This is a genomic window from Clostridium formicaceticum (assembly GCF_001854185.1).
Lineage (GTDB): Bacteria > Bacillota > Clostridia > Peptostreptococcales > Natronincolaceae > Andreesenella > Andreesenella formicacetica.
This window is the reverse complement of record NZ_CP017603.1, coordinates 4,255,289-4,273,976: the sequence shown is the minus strand read 5'-3', so window position 1 is coordinate 4,273,976 and position 18,688 is coordinate 4,255,289. Positions and strand designations below refer to the sequence as shown.

Annotated in this window: 19 protein-coding genes; 6 read left to right on the top strand and 13 right to left on the bottom strand. The window is 35.5% G+C overall.

From position 1 onward, the window contains the following. The first annotated feature begins 1 nt into the window (after position 1). The 4 genes from BJL90_RS19930 to BJL90_RS19915 all read left to right on the top strand — a co-directional run bounded on the left by BJL90_RS19930 (position 2) and on the right by BJL90_RS19915 (position 4,531). Positions 2–676, top strand: coding sequence for a response regulator transcription factor (locus BJL90_RS19930; protein ID WP_070972361.1), 675 nt, complete (start codon positions 2–4; stop codon positions 674–676). Continuing rightward, positions 673–1,701 (top strand): sensor histidine kinase, encoded by a 1,029-nt coding sequence (locus BJL90_RS19925; RefSeq protein WP_070972358.1) that lies wholly within the window; start codon positions 673–675, stop codon positions 1,699–1,701. Before BJL90_RS19930 ends, BJL90_RS19925 begins: the two co-directional genes overlap by 4 nt. Positions 1,702–1,793: 92 nt before the next feature. Continuing rightward, on the top strand, positions 1,794–2,552 hold the full coding sequence (locus BJL90_RS19920) for an ABC transporter ATP-binding protein (protein WP_070972355.1): 759 nt from the start codon (positions 1,794–1,796) through the stop codon (positions 2,550–2,552). Continuing rightward, positions 2,549–4,531 carry an FtsX-like permease family protein gene (locus BJL90_RS19915; RefSeq protein ID WP_070972352.1) on the top strand — a complete coding sequence of 661 codons (1,983 nt, stop codon included), beginning with the start codon at positions 2,549–2,551 and terminating at the stop codon, positions 4,529–4,531. The genes BJL90_RS19920 and BJL90_RS19915 overlap by 4 nt, the downstream gene beginning before the upstream one ends. Before the next feature lie 261 nt (positions 4,532–4,792). On the opposite strand, the gene BJL90_RS19910 is transcribed toward BJL90_RS19915, so the two are convergent. From BJL90_RS19910 to BJL90_RS19885, 6 genes are all read right to left on the bottom strand, one after another. Further along, positions 4,793–5,461 carry an ABC-2 transporter permease gene (locus BJL90_RS19910; RefSeq protein ID WP_070972344.1) on the bottom strand — a complete coding sequence of 223 codons (669 nt, stop codon included), beginning with the start codon at positions 5,459–5,461 and terminating at the stop codon, positions 4,793–4,795. After that, positions 5,454–6,320 (bottom strand): ABC transporter ATP-binding protein, encoded by an 867-nt coding sequence (locus tag BJL90_RS19905; RefSeq protein WP_070972341.1) that lies wholly within the window; start codon positions 6,318–6,320, stop codon positions 5,454–5,456. Before BJL90_RS19905 ends, BJL90_RS19910 begins: the two co-directional genes overlap by 8 nt. Before the next feature lie 2 nt (positions 6,321–6,322). Then, positions 6,323–6,700, bottom strand: a complete 378-nt coding sequence (locus BJL90_RS19900; protein ID WP_070972338.1) for a GntR family transcriptional regulator — start codon at positions 6,698–6,700, stop codon at positions 6,323–6,325. Between the two features lie 200 nt (positions 6,701–6,900). Continuing rightward, entirely contained in the window at positions 6,901–7,215 is a 315-nt protein-coding gene (locus BJL90_RS19895) for a spore coat protein (RefSeq protein WP_070972335.1), read from the bottom strand. Continuing rightward, positions 7,215–7,427: a hypothetical protein gene (locus BJL90_RS19890; protein WP_070972332.1), complete on the bottom strand. Its 213-nt coding sequence runs from the start codon at positions 7,425–7,427 to the stop codon at positions 7,215–7,217. The genes BJL90_RS19895 and BJL90_RS19890 overlap by 1 nt, the downstream gene beginning before the upstream one ends. 238 nt (positions 7,428–7,665) lie before the next feature. After that, complete coding sequence (locus BJL90_RS19885) at positions 7,666–8,121, bottom strand: CBO0543 family protein (protein WP_070972329.1); 456 nt, start codon at positions 8,119–8,121, stop codon at positions 7,666–7,668. 132 nt (positions 8,122–8,253) lie between these two features. Between BJL90_RS19885 and BJL90_RS19880 the strand changes: the two genes are divergently transcribed. Continuing rightward, positions 8,254–8,889, top strand: a complete 636-nt coding sequence (locus tag BJL90_RS19880) for a hypothetical protein (protein WP_070972327.1) — start codon at positions 8,254–8,256, stop codon at positions 8,887–8,889. A gap of 14 nt (positions 8,890–8,903) precedes the next feature. Then, positions 8,904–10,610 (top strand): GMC family oxidoreductase N-terminal domain-containing protein, encoded by a 1,707-nt coding sequence (locus tag BJL90_RS19875; RefSeq protein ID WP_236904968.1) that lies wholly within the window; start codon positions 8,904–8,906, stop codon positions 10,608–10,610. 74 nt (positions 10,611–10,684) lie between these two features. On the opposite strand, the gene BJL90_RS19870 is transcribed toward BJL90_RS19875, so the two are convergent. The 7 genes from BJL90_RS19870 to BJL90_RS19840 all read right to left on the bottom strand — a co-directional run bounded on the left by BJL90_RS19870 (position 10,685) and on the right by BJL90_RS19840 (position 18,670). Continuing rightward, a complete protein-coding gene (locus tag BJL90_RS19870; protein ID WP_070972323.1) occupies positions 10,685–11,860 on the bottom strand; it encodes an iron-containing alcohol dehydrogenase in 1,176 nt (391 codons plus the stop codon). 276 nt (positions 11,861–12,136) lie between these two features. After that, entirely contained in the window at positions 12,137–13,336 is a 1,200-nt protein-coding gene (locus BJL90_RS19865; RefSeq protein ID WP_070972319.1) for a Ger(x)C family spore germination protein, read from the bottom strand. 54 nt (positions 13,337–13,390) lie between these two features. Then, complete coding sequence (locus BJL90_RS19860; RefSeq protein ID WP_070972316.1) at positions 13,391–14,491, bottom strand: GerAB/ArcD/ProY family transporter; 1,101 nt, start codon at positions 14,489–14,491, stop codon at positions 13,391–13,393. A gap of 6 nt (positions 14,492–14,497) precedes the next feature. Next, the gene (locus tag BJL90_RS19855) at positions 14,498–16,090 is read right to left on the bottom strand and encodes a spore germination protein (RefSeq protein WP_081562126.1); all 1,593 of its coding nucleotides are present in this window, start codon (positions 16,088–16,090) and stop codon (positions 14,498–14,500) included. A gap of 318 nt (positions 16,091–16,408) precedes the next feature. Continuing rightward, entirely contained in the window at positions 16,409–17,251 is an 843-nt protein-coding gene (locus BJL90_RS23165) for a methyl-accepting chemotaxis protein (protein WP_070972313.1), read from the bottom strand. A gap of 307 nt (positions 17,252–17,558) precedes the next feature. After that, complete coding sequence (locus BJL90_RS19845) at positions 17,559–18,071, bottom strand: YsnF/AvaK domain-containing protein (RefSeq protein ID WP_070972310.1); 513 nt, start codon at positions 18,069–18,071, stop codon at positions 17,559–17,561. A gap of 101 nt (positions 18,072–18,172) precedes the next feature. Beyond that, positions 18,173–18,670: a YsnF/AvaK domain-containing protein gene (locus BJL90_RS19840; RefSeq protein ID WP_081562125.1), complete on the bottom strand. Its 498-nt coding sequence runs from the start codon at positions 18,668–18,670 to the stop codon at positions 18,173–18,175. Positions 18,671–18,688: the final 18 nt, after the last annotated feature.

Sequence of the window (18,688 nt, the reverse complement as noted above, 5' to 3'; positions counted from 1 at the left end):
GATGTATAAAATATTAATTATTGAAGATGATCCTACGATATCTTCTATTATTGAGGAAAAACTAGAGAAATGGGGGTATAAAACTTCACGGGTTCAGGTGTTTCATGATATACTGGGGGATTATACCTCTTTTGAACCTCATCTTATACTCATGGACATTAACTTACCCTATTATGATGGGTTTTATTGGTGCGGGAAAATTAGGCAGCTATCTAATGTTCCTATTATTTTTATATCCTCTAGAGATACAGATGGGGACAAGATACGGGCTATTTCACAAGGGGGAGATGACTATATTGAAAAGCCTTTTTCCATGGATCTACTGATTGCCAAGGTACAGGCTATACTGCGGAGAGCCTATTCCTATAGCGACCAAACATTGAATATACTACAGCATAAGGAGATGCTATTGGATATAGAACATCTAAAAGTATTCTGTGGCGAAGAAGCAGCAGCCCTTACACGGAATGAGGGGAAAATATTGACGATGCTGATTAGAAATCATGATAAGATTGTAAGTCGCACACGTTTGATGAAGGCGTTGTGGGATGATGAGAGTTTTGTGGATGATAATACCTTGACTGTTAATATAAATCGCTTACGCAGAAAATTACAAGCCATTGGTTTAGAGGGGTATGTGAAGACCATTAAAGGAGAAGGGTATAGATTAATATGAACTTTATAAAGTATTTAAAAGAGCGATGGATCACTTATGGTTTTATCACGATTGCCTTTGTTTTTTCTGCTGCAATTTATAAATTGGATACAAGCTTTAATATAACAGCATCAAATGCCAACTATATTTTAGCAGGATGGCTACTGATGTTTGCAAGTTTCATCATGATCGATTACAGCGTATTCAATTATCGTGTAGAAAATTTCAAAAAGTATTGTCGTTTAAACGCTTCTTCGGAGGATATGGAGGATTTCAACTATCCTCTAGATAAGGAATATGCTGAATTGATATATAATATAGCCACCCAATATGAAAAGTACAAGTTGGATATACATAAGAAATCATCAGAGGAATTGGAATTTATTACAAAATGGCTTCATGATGTTAAGGTCCCTATTTCTGCAGCAAGACTGATATTAGAAAACCATGAAAATGATATTTCAGGTGACTTTTACGAAGGGATGGATAAAGAACTATTTGCAATAGAGGAATCAGTACAAAGAATTTTCTATGAAATGAAGTCAAATAGTCTCCATGATGATTATAAAATAGCAAAAATAAATACCCAAAGGTTAATTGCTCAGGCACTGAAGGGATATTCCAACTTCTTTAGCTATAAGAAGATTAATATTTTCTTTGTAGGGGAGAATTATGATGTTTTAACAGATGAAAAGTGGAGCGGCTATGTATTATCTCAGATCATATCCAACGCTGTAAAGCATACACCAATTGAAGGGAAAATAACTATTACAACCGAAAAGAGGGGAAATGAAGTTGCCATATCTATAAAAAACACGGGACAAGGAATTCTTCAAAAGGACATAGGGCAGATATTCCGTAAGGGGTACACCTCTTCTGAAGAGAGAAGTGGTATGAAGGCCACAGGTTATGGGCTATATCTTTCAAAGAAATTGAGTAATATGCTAGGGCATAAACTAACAGTAGAATCTGAATACGGTAAATATGCTACCTTTCATTTAACCTTTATAGAAAAGGAAACCCTGTATCATGTGACAAAAATGTAAGATATAAACAGAAAATGTAAGCTAATTCGATTTTGTTAAGTCGGTGATTGAAATATAATTATCTTAAGAATAATTATATGGAGGGAAAATCAGTGGAAATATTAAAAGTAGAAAACATTAGCAAAGTATATGGAAGGAAAAAAAGTTCCAAGCAATATACGGCACTTAGGAATATTAGCTTTGAAGTAAATGAAGGGGAATTTATCGGTGTAATGGGAGCATCGGGGTCAGGAAAAACCACCCTTCTAAATATTTTGGGAAGTATTGATAAACCTACAAGTGGCAGATATATGATGAATGGAAAGGATATTGCAACCCTAAAGAAAAATGAACTGGCTAGTCATAGAATCAACAATATAGGTTTTATTTTTCAAGACTATAATCTTCTGGAAACCATGACATTAAAGGAAAATATTTTATTGCCCTTGGCTTTGAAGGGATGTAAGGCAGATATTATGGAGGAGAAGCTTTCTCATATGGCCAAGGATCTAGGAATTATAGAAGAACTTGACAAATATCCCTATGAGGTTTCAGGAGGCCAACAACAGCGGGCTGCCGCATGTCGCGCTTTAATTACCAATCCTAAAATGATTCTTGCGGATGAACCTACCGGCAACCTTGACTCTAAATCAGGAAAAGATCTGCTGGCTCTTTTAACCTTTATCAACAAAGAATATAAAGCAACAATTTTAATGGTAACCCACGATGTATTTGCTGCCAGTTATTGCCAGAAGATTTTATTTATCCGTGATGGGGAAATCTATAATGAATTATATGCAGGGGATAGCAAAAAGAAATTTTTTGATGCTATTATAGAGGTAATGAGTGTCCTTGGGGGTGAGGGAAAATGAAACTTACCACATTAGCCCTTCGAAATATAAGAAGAAACTTTTCAAAGTATATGATGTATTTCTTCTCCCTAAGCTTTAGCGTCTTTACAGCCTATTCCTTTCTTGCCTTGATGCAGAATCAACAGGTAATGACGGCCTTTACCTACGATACTAGATATAAGTCTATGTTAAGCAGCTTTGGTGTAATTATTATGGTGTTTGTGATGTTTTTCTTAATAAGCTCTAATAATAGCTTTATCAAGGCAAGGAAAAAGGAAATCTCCACCTATGCTTTGTTTGGTATGACAAATAGCAAGATCGGTAAATTGCTTTTCTTAGAAACCATGATGGTGGGCGTTACGGCCCTTGCTATAGGAATTGGGGTGGGGATATTCTTTTCAAAGCTAACGGCAATGGTTTTACTGGACATTTCCTTGGCGGCTTTTACCGGAAATATTGTTTTTAGTCTTGACTTAAAGGCCATTTATATAACTGTTATATTGTTCTTAACGATATTTTCTCTTATGGGTTTATCGGGACTACGGGTGATTGGTAAATTTGAACTGGTGGATCTATTTAAAGGGGAGAAGGCATCTGAAGGGAAATCAGAGGGATCTAGTATTCTATTACTTTTATCACTTTTATTCATGGGTGCTGGTTATTATCTAGCCTCTAGTAGTAATCCACAAAGGGTGGTAATGGCGGCGATACCCATTCTAGTCCTTGTTATTGTAGGGACCTATCTTTTCTTTTGGGGAGGTCTGCCAAAGGTATTATATCTGATAAAAAGAAACAAAAACAATTATTATAAAGGCGTAAACTTGATAGCAACCTCTGCCTTTTCCCATAGGATGAAGTCTATTGCCTCTGTTATGGCCACTATCGCTGTTTTATCGGCAGTAGCCACCACCGCTATCGCAACTGGATTTACCCTCTATCGAAACATGGAGAAAAATACCTATGATATGATCGGCTATGACATGTATTTTTACGGAGGACAGGAAGAACTGCTGGAGGAGGTCTATGAAGCCTTTGAAAGATATAATATTTCTCTTATAGAAAGCTATACTACTGAAAGATACCAGGCAGTTCCACAGATGCAAACCATTATGATAGAGGGGCGAACATATCTCTCAAGTGAGGATGATTATTTCCGAGTATATTCTGAATCCGTTTATAACAAACTAATTTCTTTGTCAAGAGCTCAATTAAAGGCACTTCAAATCAATCCCGGTGAAGCAGTGTATATACAGGCTTTTAATACTGTTTCCAATAGCAGCAAAACCATTGAAAAAGCAGTTCTTGGACAAAATTTGACTTTTTTTGATAGAGAAGTAAAGATCAACGCTGTATTGAATTCCAGCATCTTGTCCTTTGGGGCAATGCATATTATTGTCTTAAATGATGATGAATTTGCAGCACTTCTCCAACAAGGGGATATTACAAATAGGAAAGAAAGCGGTGAACACTATGATCAGGTAAGTGTTTTTAAATATGAAGATCCTCTGCAAAACCATGATTTCCATGGTGCATTAGGAGAAATTTTAAGGGGAAGGGTAGGAAGCTATAGAATCGCCTATCATCATTATGCTGAATCGTTGGAGACCTTTGGGCTAGTATGCTTTATCGGCTTTTTCATGAGCGGGGTATTTATGTTGATGACAGCAAGCCTTTTGTATTTCAAGCAGGTTATGGCGGCAGAGGAGGAACGTCATCAGTATAAGATGCTTAGAAAAATCGGTATGGATGGTGAAACGGAAAAAAAGGTAATCGCAAAGAGATTACTACCGGTTTTCTTGATACCTCTTTTACTGGGGATTGTACACAGTATGTTTGCCATGAAGGCAGCGGATACTATGGTGTTTTCTAATATGATACCGGTGGACAACTCTTATCTTACTGTGCTTGCCTTCTCTGCTGTGATGTATGGTGCTTATGGGATTGTATATGGTATATTCTATTTCATTACAAAAGAGCAATATAAAAAAATTCTCCGTTAGAAAATTGTGCCAAAGCCTTAGGACAACAAAGATAAATATTATATTTTACGCTTCTGTATATTGATAAAATACTCGCTTGCATAGACAAAAGGTCAAGCACTATATCCTGGAAATAAATGCAGCTATAATTCAGGGGGGAGTAAAAACTCCCCCTAGATAAACAAACTAAGTGACTGCCACAAAAGTTAAAGTGCAAACTTTTGGCCATCTACTTATGAATTAAGTTTTAGTATATTAAAATTTAACTTTAGAAGCGCGCATCTATAACTCCCGTTTTCTGTAAATTATAAAGGAAATGTTTATTGAGACAAATGTAATGATAGCTGCTATTGCTAAAAACAAGCTTCCTAAAAGTATAGCTGAGTGATCTGGTGCTAAACTTATCATCATCTTTGCTATAGGATGATGAGGATTACCTATAATCAAAGGTATTAAACTACTGGGAGCAAAGAAAAATAGAAAAAAGATAAACATATTAAAGTACTTGGTTTTAATATAACCAAATTTGAAGTAAAAAGGGAGATAGAAGGCTATCAGTAACCATGTACTGAAAAGTCCCATAATGATATCCCCGTAGGTAATCATGTGAATTTTCCCTAAAAACAGTTTGGATAAAATACTTCCTAATAGCATCATCATAAAAAGATTAATGATAGAAAATAGGATAGAGGAAATATACTTTGCAGTGACAATTTCTCTTCTACTGATAGGGAGGCTATTGAATATGATCTCTGTTTTATTTTTATCATCATTAGCACATCCCGTTTGAATAAAAATATAGGTAGTTGCCACTATCCCCATAATATAAGTTGTAGGTGCTAAGCCTCCGCCTCCTCTGCCAAAGACAAAGAAAATAAACATGCCATATAATATTGCAAATAAAAAAGATTTTTTTTGTATAATTGTTTCTTTGAAAATTAAACTAAACATTGATTTTCCCCCTTACCGTATAAACCATAATATCCTCTAATGTCGGTATTTCGTAAATAACAGAATCTTTTAAAGGACTTTTTTTAATTATTTCTTTCTTCACTAAGGCCTCAAATCCGAAGCTATGCTGTTTTAATCCGACAAAATGGTTTATAATATTCTCTGTTAAAGCACTTGTATCTCCTTTAATAATTTGGTAGGATTCGATGATTTCGTCCTTTGCCTGACTAAAGACTAGTTTTCCATCGTTGATAAAGGTGATATAATCCGCAATTTTATCTAAATCTTTTGTAATATGTGTAGAAAATAGAATGCTTTTTCTTTCATCCTGAATAACCTCATAAAGTATATCCAGTAGCTCGCTTCTAACAATAGGGTCCAAACCAGAAGTAGGCTCATCCATAATGATAAGATCAGCATCGTGGGATAAAGCTAGCGCTAAAGAATATTTCATCTTCATTCCCTTAGATAGTTCCTTCACTTTTAATTTTAAAGATAAATTAAATTGTTTCATATATTTTTCAAAAATAGTTTCACTCCAATTTTTATAAAAAGGAGCAATGATTTTTTTCATCTCCTTTAAGGTAAGTTCCTCATAAAAATAATTCTCGTCATAGACAAAGCCTATTTTTTCTTTAATTTCCTTTTCGTACTTGAGATGATCTTTGCCAAAGATTTCAATTTGTCCTGCATCCGTTTTTATCAGATTCATAATAGCTTTAATAGTGGTACTCTTACCTGCACCATTAGGCCCTATAAAACCCATAATATATCCAGGCTCTAAAGAAAAGTTTATTCCTTTTAAGGAAAATTCATCATAACTTTTACACAAATTCTTCACTTCTAAAATATTTTCCATCACTACTCAACCTCCCTATATAGTATCGTCAGCATAGACTGTACCTCTTCTTCCTCAAGACCTAAAAGCCTACTTTCTTTCACAACTGCTATTAGCTTCTCTTCGATGATTTTAAGCTTTTTTTCTCGTAAAAGCTCTTTGTTCTGAGGAGCTACGAAAGAACCCTTTCCAGCTGCTGTTTCAATAAAACCTTCTTTCTCTAGTTCTTCATAGGCTCTTTTTGTGGTGATAACACTGATCTGTAGGTTTTTAGCTAGATTTCTAATGGAGGGGAGAGGCTCACCTTCCTGAATTTCCCCCTTCAAAATCATGGCTTTTACTTGATTAACAATTTGTTCATAAATAGGTTCTTGGGATGCATTGGAGATAATTATTTTCATTGGATCCCCTCCGTATATACTGTATATATAATATATATACAGTATATACGGAGGCTTGTCAAGTTATTTATGAAAAAAATTTCTACTAAACTAAATGCATAAAAAAAGAAACTAAAACCCATGAAGGGGTTTTAATTTCTTTTACTAGTACATATGCATATTTTGATAAGTAGTGATTTGATTCCTCTAAAGACTAGGTGTTATTTATGCTGCTGTTCTTGATTTAAGAGCCAATTTGATTGTTGATTGGCGTGAGCCATTTGTTCTGTTGGACTAATATAGGGTTGTGCCCAATCCTTCTTTAAAATGAGTGCTGTTAGTGAGTCGTGGGCAGTGACCTTCTGCGTTAATAACCCAGCAATAAATTGCCTTACTTCAGGGGTAGTCGCACGTAAGTTTGCTGCTAGATAAGTATTTGCTGCACTTTTCATAGCTAGATCTGTGCTTAAGGCAATTACCTGATCATTTAGTTTTATATCTGTCATTCCCATCAAGTTCCTTAATATTAAACCCATCAGTGCACCCCCTCAATGATATTATTTTCATTAATAAATTGCTGGATACTTTTTATTTTGCCTTCACTGATTTGGATAAATGAATCTAATAGGTTTTTCAATTCGGTATCCTGAACCAATTCTCTAACAGCCTTAGCATCTGCAAGGCTAACTGTCTCCATTGAAAGTAACGATGTTAAATCTAACATCTCGGATGTTGTTATTTGCCGCATTGCTTATCCCTCCTAATGATATTCTTAATACATAGGCGTTAACTTAACCCTATTGTTTCCTAAATTTCCTCACGAACTGCCATTTTCTTAATTCTAAGATGCTTCGGCTCCGCTTTACTCCCCTCAGGACGACAAATTATGACTTAAGTTAATGCTAATGATTCTTAATAAATATTATTATCAGAAAAAAAGAAAGTTATAAAGGTATATTTTGGATTTATTACAATAAAAAAATTCTTCATGATAAATCAGCGAAAGTATCTATCTTACTGACCTTATAGGCTAACAAATAATATATAAAGAAAAAGGGCAACCCGAAATAGTACTCCCAGCGAACAGGTTCAAAAATATCAAGCCAATGAAAGAGTGGTTCTACTACAAAAACAGTAAATAGGGAAAAGAGTATTGCTTTTAAGTAAGGAGATCCTTTAGGTTTAAATTGAATTAGCAACATCGTTGTAACTGGAATAATGCTAAAACCCCAAGGAATATAAAAAGTATGATAGTGATGGGAGGGAGGCAAATTATAATGCCATAATCCAAAAAGAACTCCCATGGAATCGAAAAAAATTTTTATAGAAGCTGTAAAAAAGCCTGCCAGCAAAAGTCGTCCAGTGCTTTCTTTTTTACGTAATATCAGCCATATCATCCATGGAAGTACTAAAAATATTACAGAAATCCAAATTTTCATCATTTTTATGCCTCCTAAGTCTATTCATAGTTTCTCCATAATTAAGGGTATTATTTTAAGATTTTTTTGAAAAAATATTTATAAGTCCATTCGTTTGGTGGATATACTAGATAGGTAGAAAAGGTGTGAAATAAATTGAATTCTTTTCAACTACTTTTTGACATAATACATCTCAAAAAAAATAAAGAACTAAGTTTGCCGCAAACACAAGCAACTTTCAAAGCATTTGTGGATGCAATTTTTCCCAGGACCCATGAAGAACCCAGTGGGGCACTAGATTTACATACTGAAGAATTTCTAATCTGGGTGCTGGATCATCTTTTATCACTAACTATTGTTAAGAAAAATGTGAACATCCCAATGGCCAATGTAACTGCTGAAATGCTTAATATAGCTGCAAAAGAGTTAATTGATAAGGGAGAAAATAAAAAGTCTGTAAACCCCGATATAATGCAGGAAAAAGGTGTTTTTGCAGCCCTTGATCCAAGTGATCGTTTTCGTACTATTTCTCTCTTGGAGGAGCTTCGTTTAGACCTTGCAAATTTACCTGTTCCTTTTTGGAATAATTCTGGCGTTGTACTTGCTATCACAAGTGTGCTAACCCTATTGACCGTCTTTGGGCACTATTCTGAATGGTGCGCATATGACTCAACAAAATTGGAAACAGTAGAGAAGCGTATAATACAAGAATTTCCTGTAAGTTGGAAAGAGGTGGGCTATCCTGGTCCTTCTAAGGGCTATCGTGCCTTTCGAGGTTATTTAATTGAGTAATCTAATGAATGGGAATGGTGCAAATGATGCATGAAATAGACGTTATAGTTATCGGAGCAGGTGGAGGAGGTCCCGTTGTTGCCAAAGAACTTGGCGAAAGGGGAATAAAGGTATTGCTGCTTGAAGCTGGGCCCTGGTACGGACATAAAAAATGGCCCTATCCAAACCAGGAACAAGGTGCTATAAGTGATTCAAATCCAGATAACTTAAGTCATGAGATTCTGGAAAAATATTTTACAGATTATGAAGATGACATGAATAACACTGTATCAGGGAGATTTCGCTGGGGCCCTGCTGATAGAAGTAAATCTCCTTGGTTTCGAAACATTCCCCAAGGCGGTTTTTCCTGGCAGAATTCTGGCGTTGGGGGAACGACACTCCATTACTTTGCCAATTCTCCCAGAGCTTTGCCAATTGCAGTAGATCATGTCTGGCCTATTTCTTATCGTGAATTGATGCCATATTACGAGAAAGTCGAGGCTACCCTTCCTGTTTCAACTGCACCAATGACGACTAAGGAAGAACTGTTTTTTTATGGTGCTAGAAAAGCTGGCTGGTCACTTTTAAAAACCCTTAATATAACCAATCCCGGTTATCAGCCCCAGCAAAATGCCATATTACCGCCAGACCCAAATATAAACGATCTAAATTATAAGTTTGACGGCAAGAATGTAGGCTGTACCCTTAGAGGTCATTGTATTAATGGATGTCATGTTGGGCCAACAGTTGAAAAAATAGCGAAACGTTCAACCATGGTGAGTTATGTCCCACTTGCTCTTAAAACCGGAAATGTGGAGGTTCAACCAAATACCTTTGTTACTAAAATATTGACAGAAGGTGATGAAAAAGGTCTTAAGGCTGTTGGCGTCTGTTGTAAAAATACATGGACAGGGGAAACCTCTGAATTCAAGGCAAAAGCGGTAGTCATGGCAGCAGGCAGTATAGAAACACCTCGACTTTGGCTGAACTCAAAGTTACCTGACAATCCTTGGGTGGGAAAGGGGCTGACCAATCATTGGTACGATACTATTTCTGGAATATTTGAGGAGAAGGTCTTGTTGAAAATATTAGGCGTCCCTGGCGTAGAATCTTATGTTGGACAAACTTCAGCAGCAAGATTTGTTTATCCTGGACTTGGCGTAATTCAGGGAGTTGGCCTTAGTCCAGGATTAAGCGCTGCATTGCTGTATGCTTTAAGCAGAGACTACAATTTTTTGCGTAAACCTTATCGAGATGAGCCATGGGATGTTAAAGGCAGAGTAGTAGGCGAGGAACTTAAAGAATATATGATGGAATATCCAAGAACCTTAAGTGTATTAATACTTACTGATGATGAAGTAAATCAAAATAATAAAATTATGCTTGATCCTATCTTAAAGGATGAATATGGTCACATACCTGTAATTAAGTATCAACCAAGTAAAAAAGATAAAGAAAAGAGGGATAGGCTGGCTGTCATTGCTGCTGATATGTTAAAGAAAGCTGGAGCTAAAAAAATTCTGCGTTCTGATGCATTGCCTAATTTGTTTGCTCATATTGAAAGTACCATGCGTATGGGATATGTTGTAAATACTGATTGTGAAGCCTATCAAGTAAAAAGGCTATTTGTAGCCGATAACAGCGTACACTACAATAGTTTAGGAGGATCAAATCCTACCCTTACAACCCAAGCCTTAGCCACACGTACGGCAGAAAAGATAATCCAAAAATACTTTAGTTAAAAAATGATTTTATCTAAAATAACCTCTACTTATTTTTAAAGTAGAGGTTTGGTATTATTAAATACTAAATTATTTTACATTGCTGCTTTAAACAGATCTATAATATCTTCAACTGTACCTTGCCTTGGATTTACTAAAGCTGTTAGATCTTTTAATGCATTTTGGGACATTTGTTGGATATCCTTTTCCTGAATACCCATTTCAGATAGTCCGTCTGGCATTTTAAAATCATACCGCATCTTTAATAGGGAAGCTATAATTTTATCAAGAGCTTGGGATTTTTTATCTGCTTTAATATGCATAGCTTCAGCGATCTTGATCATTCTTTCATCTGGTATGGATACTGCATTATACTCTAGTACAAATGGCAATAAAATGGCATCGTAATTTCCATGATATTCATTATAAAAACCGCCTAATTGATGGGCCATGGAATGAACATATCCCAAGCCGGCATTATTTAAGGTCATCCCTGCCATCATACTGGCAAACATCATCTTCTCCCTTGCTTCTAAATCGTTCCCATTCTCATAGGCTCTAGGCAGGTATTCAATAGCAATTTTTAAAGCATGGAGGGCCAGACCATCGGTTATAGGAGAAGCTTCAGTACATAAAAATGATTCAATCGCCTGCGTTATAACGTCAAATCCCACTCCAGCTGTTAATTCTTTAGGCATGGATGCCATGAACATGGGATCATTCACCGACATAATGGGCATCATATTCGGTGAACCCATGAGCATTTTTACTTTTCTGGAATTATCGGTTATTACAGCAAACATCGTTACCTCAGCACCAGACCCTGAAGTAGTATTAATACAGATCACCGGAATCATAGGCTTGGTGATTTTCTTCCAACCTTCATAATCAGTGATGGAACCACCATTAGTAGCTACAGTAGCTATTGCCTTTGCACAATCATGATTTGTTCCACCACCAATAGATATGAGATAGTCATAGTCTCTTGCAAGTACATTCAGCTTATTGGGAAAATATTTCAATCCATCTTCAACGAATGATACTGTAGGGTTCGAGTGAATTACCCCATCAAATATGTCGTAGGAAATAAATAAAGATTTCAAGACTCTCTCAACCATCTCAACATAGCCTAAAGATATTATGTTTTTGTCGGTAACAATTAATACTTTTTTTAGTTTTAAATGTTTGATCTCATCAGGAAGATCTTTAATAGCGCCAACGCCAACGAGATTAGTTTTTGGCATATAAAAATTGTGGGTGTTTTCTGCCATGCTATATTCCTCCTACTATAAAAGGTGTATAAAATATAGTATCTACTATAAATAAATATCTTATCCAAGGTAACATTGTCATCTTAATATCTCTGATTAGCCACTTTTAGAAATATCGATTTAGTTGCTTTACTTAAATTTCTAATACTATCGGGGGTAAAATTCGTCAAATATTTTACTGGGTTAAGACCACTACTTCTATAAGTGGGTTTTGAATCAGGTGGAGTAGCGTTTTCGTCTGATTCCCCGATGTTCAGCTTTAACTAGAGGAGCTGACTATTTTATTATTAATCTTCTTATATTTTGATTAGTATTTTCTACTTTTGCATCAACTTTGACATTTACCTCAAGGTTAGGGAAAATATCTTCCCAATGATCCTCTAATTCAGTTTGCCATAACCTTGTATACTTTCTATAAAAAGTGAAGCCAAATCCAAAGATATCCGACTGAAGCTGTTTTTGACTCTTTTTTAATGCAGCTTCGATATCTGAACGTATACTTTCGGAAAGTTTCATTTCCATGATCTTGATGTCTTCAGGTAATAATATATTGGATCCTTTATGGCTGTAGTATTTCCTTAACTCAGCACTTACTGTTACATGAATATGGATCACTGGTTTACCGTCATTCATTTCAGCTTTTATTTTACTTTTTGCTCTATCCACACGATAATAAAATATGTCTTGTGTATCAGCTTTCTCTGATTCTTCAGATACTTTAAAAGTGCGGGCAGGTTTTCCTGTGATCCATGAATATCCAAGACTCTCTTGCTCATCAAGCAATCCCATAAATTGATCTTTTTTAAAAACAGCAATACTGGAAATTCTATGGGCTGCTTCACTTTTTTCTGATTGGAGTTTTGGATTTACTGATGTTACATGTGGTACAGCAGCCTCTAACCCAGGAATAGCCAGCATTGCTGCAAAATCCTGTATTGAAACAGGATATGCAGCAGCTGTGTCCTTGGATAAAGCAGTTAAATTGTAAATTTGTTCACCAGAGGGCATGGGGTAATGAACATCATAGGTATTCAAGGTGTCCTCTGCTTTGCCTGATGTGATCACAAGATAAGCAGTATCCCGTATGGCTGGTGTACGGTTAAAATGCTCTATTAAATCCCTCATTTTGTATTTTGCTGCTTCTTCACCAACAATAATGATTTTTAAATAACCCCAAAATATATACTTAGAAGTTTGGTTGGTAAGATTTAATAGAGCACAGAATAGTGTTTTATCTGTTGCAGAATAGATAACACCATCTTGTGTTGATGAACCTTGAGAACCTTCCCCATTGTGGCTTTGTTCTGCTGTAGGAATATATTGAAAAGTCACGGTAGTTTCGTTGGAATCTTTATCGTAATCAATTCCTAAGGCAATAAGCTGTACCATATCTTCATATTCCATATAATCCCAGCATCCTTGCAAGATCAGTGAAATGAATGTAAATAACGCCAAAAAAACAATTTTCTTCTTCATAATGAAACCCTTCCAACTCTTTTATTTTTTATAATCAGAAAGTGATATGCCTTGTCATCCTTTAAATTTTCTAACGGAAGACTTTGTTCTAAATATGCTAATAGAAGCAAGCAGCAGGACAAACACGGAAAAGGGTAAAATAACATAGTTTGCCAACATGACTGCAAGAAAATAGGCCTTATTATAGGAACTTAACCCTACAGAAGGGATAAATATCATAAGGGCTGTTATTACCAACAGCAATAGGGGTTTTTTGTTGTATATTTTTTTTGCAGATGTCCATGCACAATACATGCTCAGGGTGACTTTACCAACGGCAATAATTTGATAACTTGCAAAAATAAATATTTCTAATCCCTGTAAAAAATCTCCTATTTTTATAATTCTAGCTGCATTTACACCTCCAAATGCTACTCCCTTTGCAAGTTCAGGGCTCATCACTCCTATAATCACGAATATTGCTGAAGAAATAACAACAGCACTTAATGCTATTCCTTTTACAACCCACATACAGTGTTTTGCAGGATCAGGTACAAAGCGTACTAAAATCATTAGAATCAATAGACATTCAGCTGCAGCTCCTATGATAAATAGGGTTCCCTTCAAAAATCCAGCAAAGGGCATATTAAAGATGGGAACAACATATTCGATTTTAAAAAATTTTGGGAAAGCAAAGACAAAGGCAGCAAAATAATTAAGAACACCTAATACAGCCAGTATTTCAGCCAATCTTGCAAAGGATTGAATCCCGCCATATGAAAATATTACCCCAAGAAATACTAACAACAGCATAGTAGCCCAGACAGGGGTAAACTGTAAGAAAAACACGTTGAGCATTTGTGTAAACATGTTTAGATGTGCAACTGCTACTGCAATGTTGATGAATATAAACAGGATACTCAGAAACTTAGCTAAAAACTTCCCCAAACCCCTTTCTAAAATATCGAAAATCGTATTTCCTGGATAGAATTTGCCAAGATAAAAAATCCATACTGCAAAAGGGATGGTGAATAAAGCGCCCAATAAACTTGCCACCCAGGCGGCTCGATCTGCATAATCATCAATCCAAGTATGACTATATACCACATTTCCTATAACACCGATAAAGCATAAAAAAATAATCTGCTCTTTTGTAAGTTTAATATTTTCCGGCATAAATCATCACTCTCCATCATGCTTCTCATTATTTATTTTGTTGGGGTTATATGGAGCCAGCATGTTTAAACGTTTTTTTAAAAGCTTTATGGGGGCACGTATGAAAGTATCCTTCATACCTTCAAGGTCAAAAGGCACAAAAGGATATAAATAGGGAACCCCAAAGGATTCTAGAGATACTGCATGCCAAAGAATAATGATAATGCCGCTGATTAATCCAAACATACCCAATACACCCGCCAGTAGAATGAGAAAAAGATTGATCAGCCTTGAGGGTATTACCATAACTGTGGTGGCAATAGCATAAGCTGATATTGCTGAAATAGCCACTACGATAATAACCGAGGCACTTACATAACCAGCAGTAACAGCAGCATCGCCTATCACCAAAGCTGCCAACACCCCTATGAAGAAACCTACTGCCCCTGACATACGTATAGATGCCTCACGGATGATGGTAATGGCAAATGACAGGATCAGCAGCTCTACAACAGAAGGTAAGGGTACACCTTCCCTTCCTGCCGCTATATTTATGGCAAGGGGAGGAGGTACGATGGCATGATTATAGGCTACAAATGACAGATATAAAGGTGAAACAATTATAGATAATAAAAAGGCTATATAACGGGTATTTCTTAAATAAGAAGAAACAATACTTCCTTCAGCGTAATCATCCATTGTTTTAAAATTATCCCAAAATAATCCTGGTCCTATAAGGACAAAAGGGGTGTTGTTGCATAGAATAACAAAGTATCCGTCTGACAGGCATTTTGCTACCATATCAGGACGTTGGGTTTGTCTCCATTTAGGAAATATGGATAATGGTTTATCTTCAATCAACTCTGCTAAAGCCCCTAAGTCACTGATCATATCTATCTCTATACTTTTCAAACGGCGTCTGGCTTCCTCAACAATTTTTGTATTAGTAATATCTTTCATCCACAGCAACTTTACTTCTGTACGGGAGAGGGTACCTATCGTAAAGGTTTCGAAACATAGATCGGGGGTTGGAAGTCTTTTAATAACCATACTGATATTGGTTTCTAAGTCTTCCACAAAGGATTCCTTGGATCCAAATATTATTGCTTCATTGTCGGGTTTTTCTATAGGACGTTGTTCTATTTTACGGCTTCCGATAATAAGAGCAGAATCTATGCCATCAATGAAAAGCACCGTTGATCCGATGAAAAGATTATCTATAATCTGCTTCATTTCACTGGTTTTCTCTATGTCTGGTGTATAGATAAATTTTGATTGTATTTGTGTGAGGATACCATTGAAGTCCGTATTTAAATCAAATCTTCCCCTAAGAAGAGGTTCTATTACCTGTCTGCTTACCAATTGGTTGTCGGCGATGCTCGCTATATAAACTACACCGATTTGTATTTTACCATTGAAAATGTCATATTTTCCTTCAATAAGGCCTATATCTTTTCCAAGAAAGCTATTTAGAAACCCGAAATTTTTGTCAATCGTTGAGAAGATGCTTACTTCTGAAAGTTGAGAAGATGATTGTGCTGCGTATTCATTCTGATTATTGCTGTTTAAATCTTTATTCTTTTTATTTGATACTTTTTTTGGCTGTTTAAATCTTTTCATCTTTATTTCTCCAAAGGAATGACATAATATGTTTTCATAATAGTATTAGAGCAGTTTCCAGTTTTTATACAGAAGCATAGGAATTTATTGTCTTCGTTATTTTGTTATATTATTGCATACTATGAATTGTTTTTTAGAAAATATAGATGAAAATAGAAGATGAAGAGGGGTGAAGCATTCCAAAAGATTGGATAGGAAGATAAATTTATCCTCCTATCTATGAGGTATAAGTGATAGGAGCCTATCGAAGAGTTTACCAGTGGTCTCATTATAGTGCCTATAGTATTTTATAATGCTTTCTTGCTATACTTTTAGCCATCATAGCTTTTCAGAAATTCTAATAACTTCTTCTGCAGAGGTTGATAGCCCAGTTAGGGCAGAGGATATTTGCTCTGTTGAAGTTGCTTGATATTCAGACAGACTAGATAATTCAATAACCCTTTTTGATATTTGTTCTAACTCGCTTTTAATAGAACCTAAGATTACGCTTATTTCTTTAACTGAGGTTGCACTGTTGGTTGACATTTTTCGTATTTCTTCTGCAACAACGGAGAAACCTCGACCATGTTCTCCTGCTCTAGCCGCTTCAATGGCAGCATTTAAACCTAATAGATTCGTGTTTGAGGAGATTTCGTTAATAAACTTCAAAATATTATCTGTCTTACTGACATGCGTCATAACTTGTGTGCTGGATTCTTTTAAGCTAGCAAGTGCTTCTGATAAAGTGTTAGCAGAATTAGAAATTTCTTCCGATGTGGCTGCAATTTCTTCAACACTTGAAACGAGGTTTTGACTCACATCGTTTAAAACATCTATATTTTCCATACTAAATCCTATACCAAATCCACCAATAATATTTCCGTGATCATCTCTAATAGGAGTACAGGTAGAGCGAAAACGCATGCCAAAAAATTCGGGGGGGATAAATGCCGATGCTGTTTTACCTGTTTTTACCGCTTGTGCCATAGTACCATCGGGAGGAAATATTTGTCCATTAATGTCTCCAATATCCATTTTACTAGCAGGTTGATAAAAAATATACTTTTCTGTATCAGCTACTACAACCATACAATGATCTTTAGATACTAGTTCTTGAAGTGCTGGGGCAACATGTTCACAGTATCTTTTTAAAATGACTTCAGCAGAAGTATTATTTTCCATATCCTCACTACCTTTCTAAGTCAGTTAAAATTATTATTTACTATTAAAAATGCTGTTTTATAACTAAAGATGAAAATAATTAAGTAAAGTTAAAATTTTAACGCTATAATATCATATTATTCATGCAATATCAATCAAAATTCTGCAAATTTATACATTTTAGAAAATTGAAAAATGGGAGTTTTTGTATAGATTTGTCAAAAAAATATCGTTTATGTTGATATAAGGATAATTAGCAGCAATGTAATTTAGCTAAATTTTTCTTTTAGGACATAAGACTCATTTTTGAGCGTTGCTCCAGGTAGGGCTAGGGCATGCTTTGGTTATCGCAAGATATGGTTTGCTGAAACAAGTTCTTGGAGAGGTGGTAATCATCTGCTTGGTCATCTATGACTTTAGCATCTCCGTGAGTTTGTATACGCAATTTTTCTTTCTTTAATGTTACTTCAATTTGTTTAATATCTTGAGATTTTTTATTATAGATATCAACATTTTCTAGAACAACAGGATGCTTAGTAATTTCAATATGTTCTTCGGTGATGGGGATTCGGATTGTATCAGTATGTTCATGGTCTTTATCATCAAGAAACTTCTTCTCAATGATAATCTCCTCTCTAATAACAGGAACTGTAATGGTTTTTTCTTCTTTTATAGCTTCTTTACGTATATTCACCGATCCAATTTGCACCTTGTCTTTAGATATATCTAAACTTTCTTCTCGAAGTGGTAACTTGATGTCGTTGTAATCTGACTGAGGCTTCAAAGAAGGGGTTTGTGAATTAAAGTTTTTATTTTTGTCAGCCAAAGATCTTTTTTTCATAAATTATCCTCCGAATACTTTCTGAATCATTTTAAAAAATTTTTAAAACACCTCAAATCCCACTGATTTGAAGGTGTTTTAAATTGAGTGAAATGTTTATTTTAGTGGAACTCTCCATCCTCTTCCTCATCAATGATTCTAGCATTACCCTCTTTATTTACATGAGCTTCTTCTCTTTTAAGGGTTTCTTCTATATGTTTTGTATCTTCTACTTCACGTTTGTGGACTTCGATTTCTCCTGTTACTACAGTGTGTTTACCCACTTGAACCTGTTCTTCGCTGATAGGAATGTGAATAGCTTCTTCATCAGTAATAGGGGAGTCACTAGCCTCATTATTAATTGCTCGTCTTTCTATAACAACTTCTTCATGAGTAACAGGTACATCAACGATTTTTTGCTCTTCAATAATTTCTTTGCTAAGTTCTACTTCTCCTACTTGTACGCGATTTTTAGAGATATCTAATTCCTCTTGGCGGAGACGAAGCTTTTCGTCATCAACATTTTTAAGACTATCATCTTCCTTTTCTTTTGCTATTCTTTCATCTTCCTTTTCTATTCTTTCATCATCATTATCAAAAATTCCAAAGAATTTACTCATAATTACCTCCCAAATGAC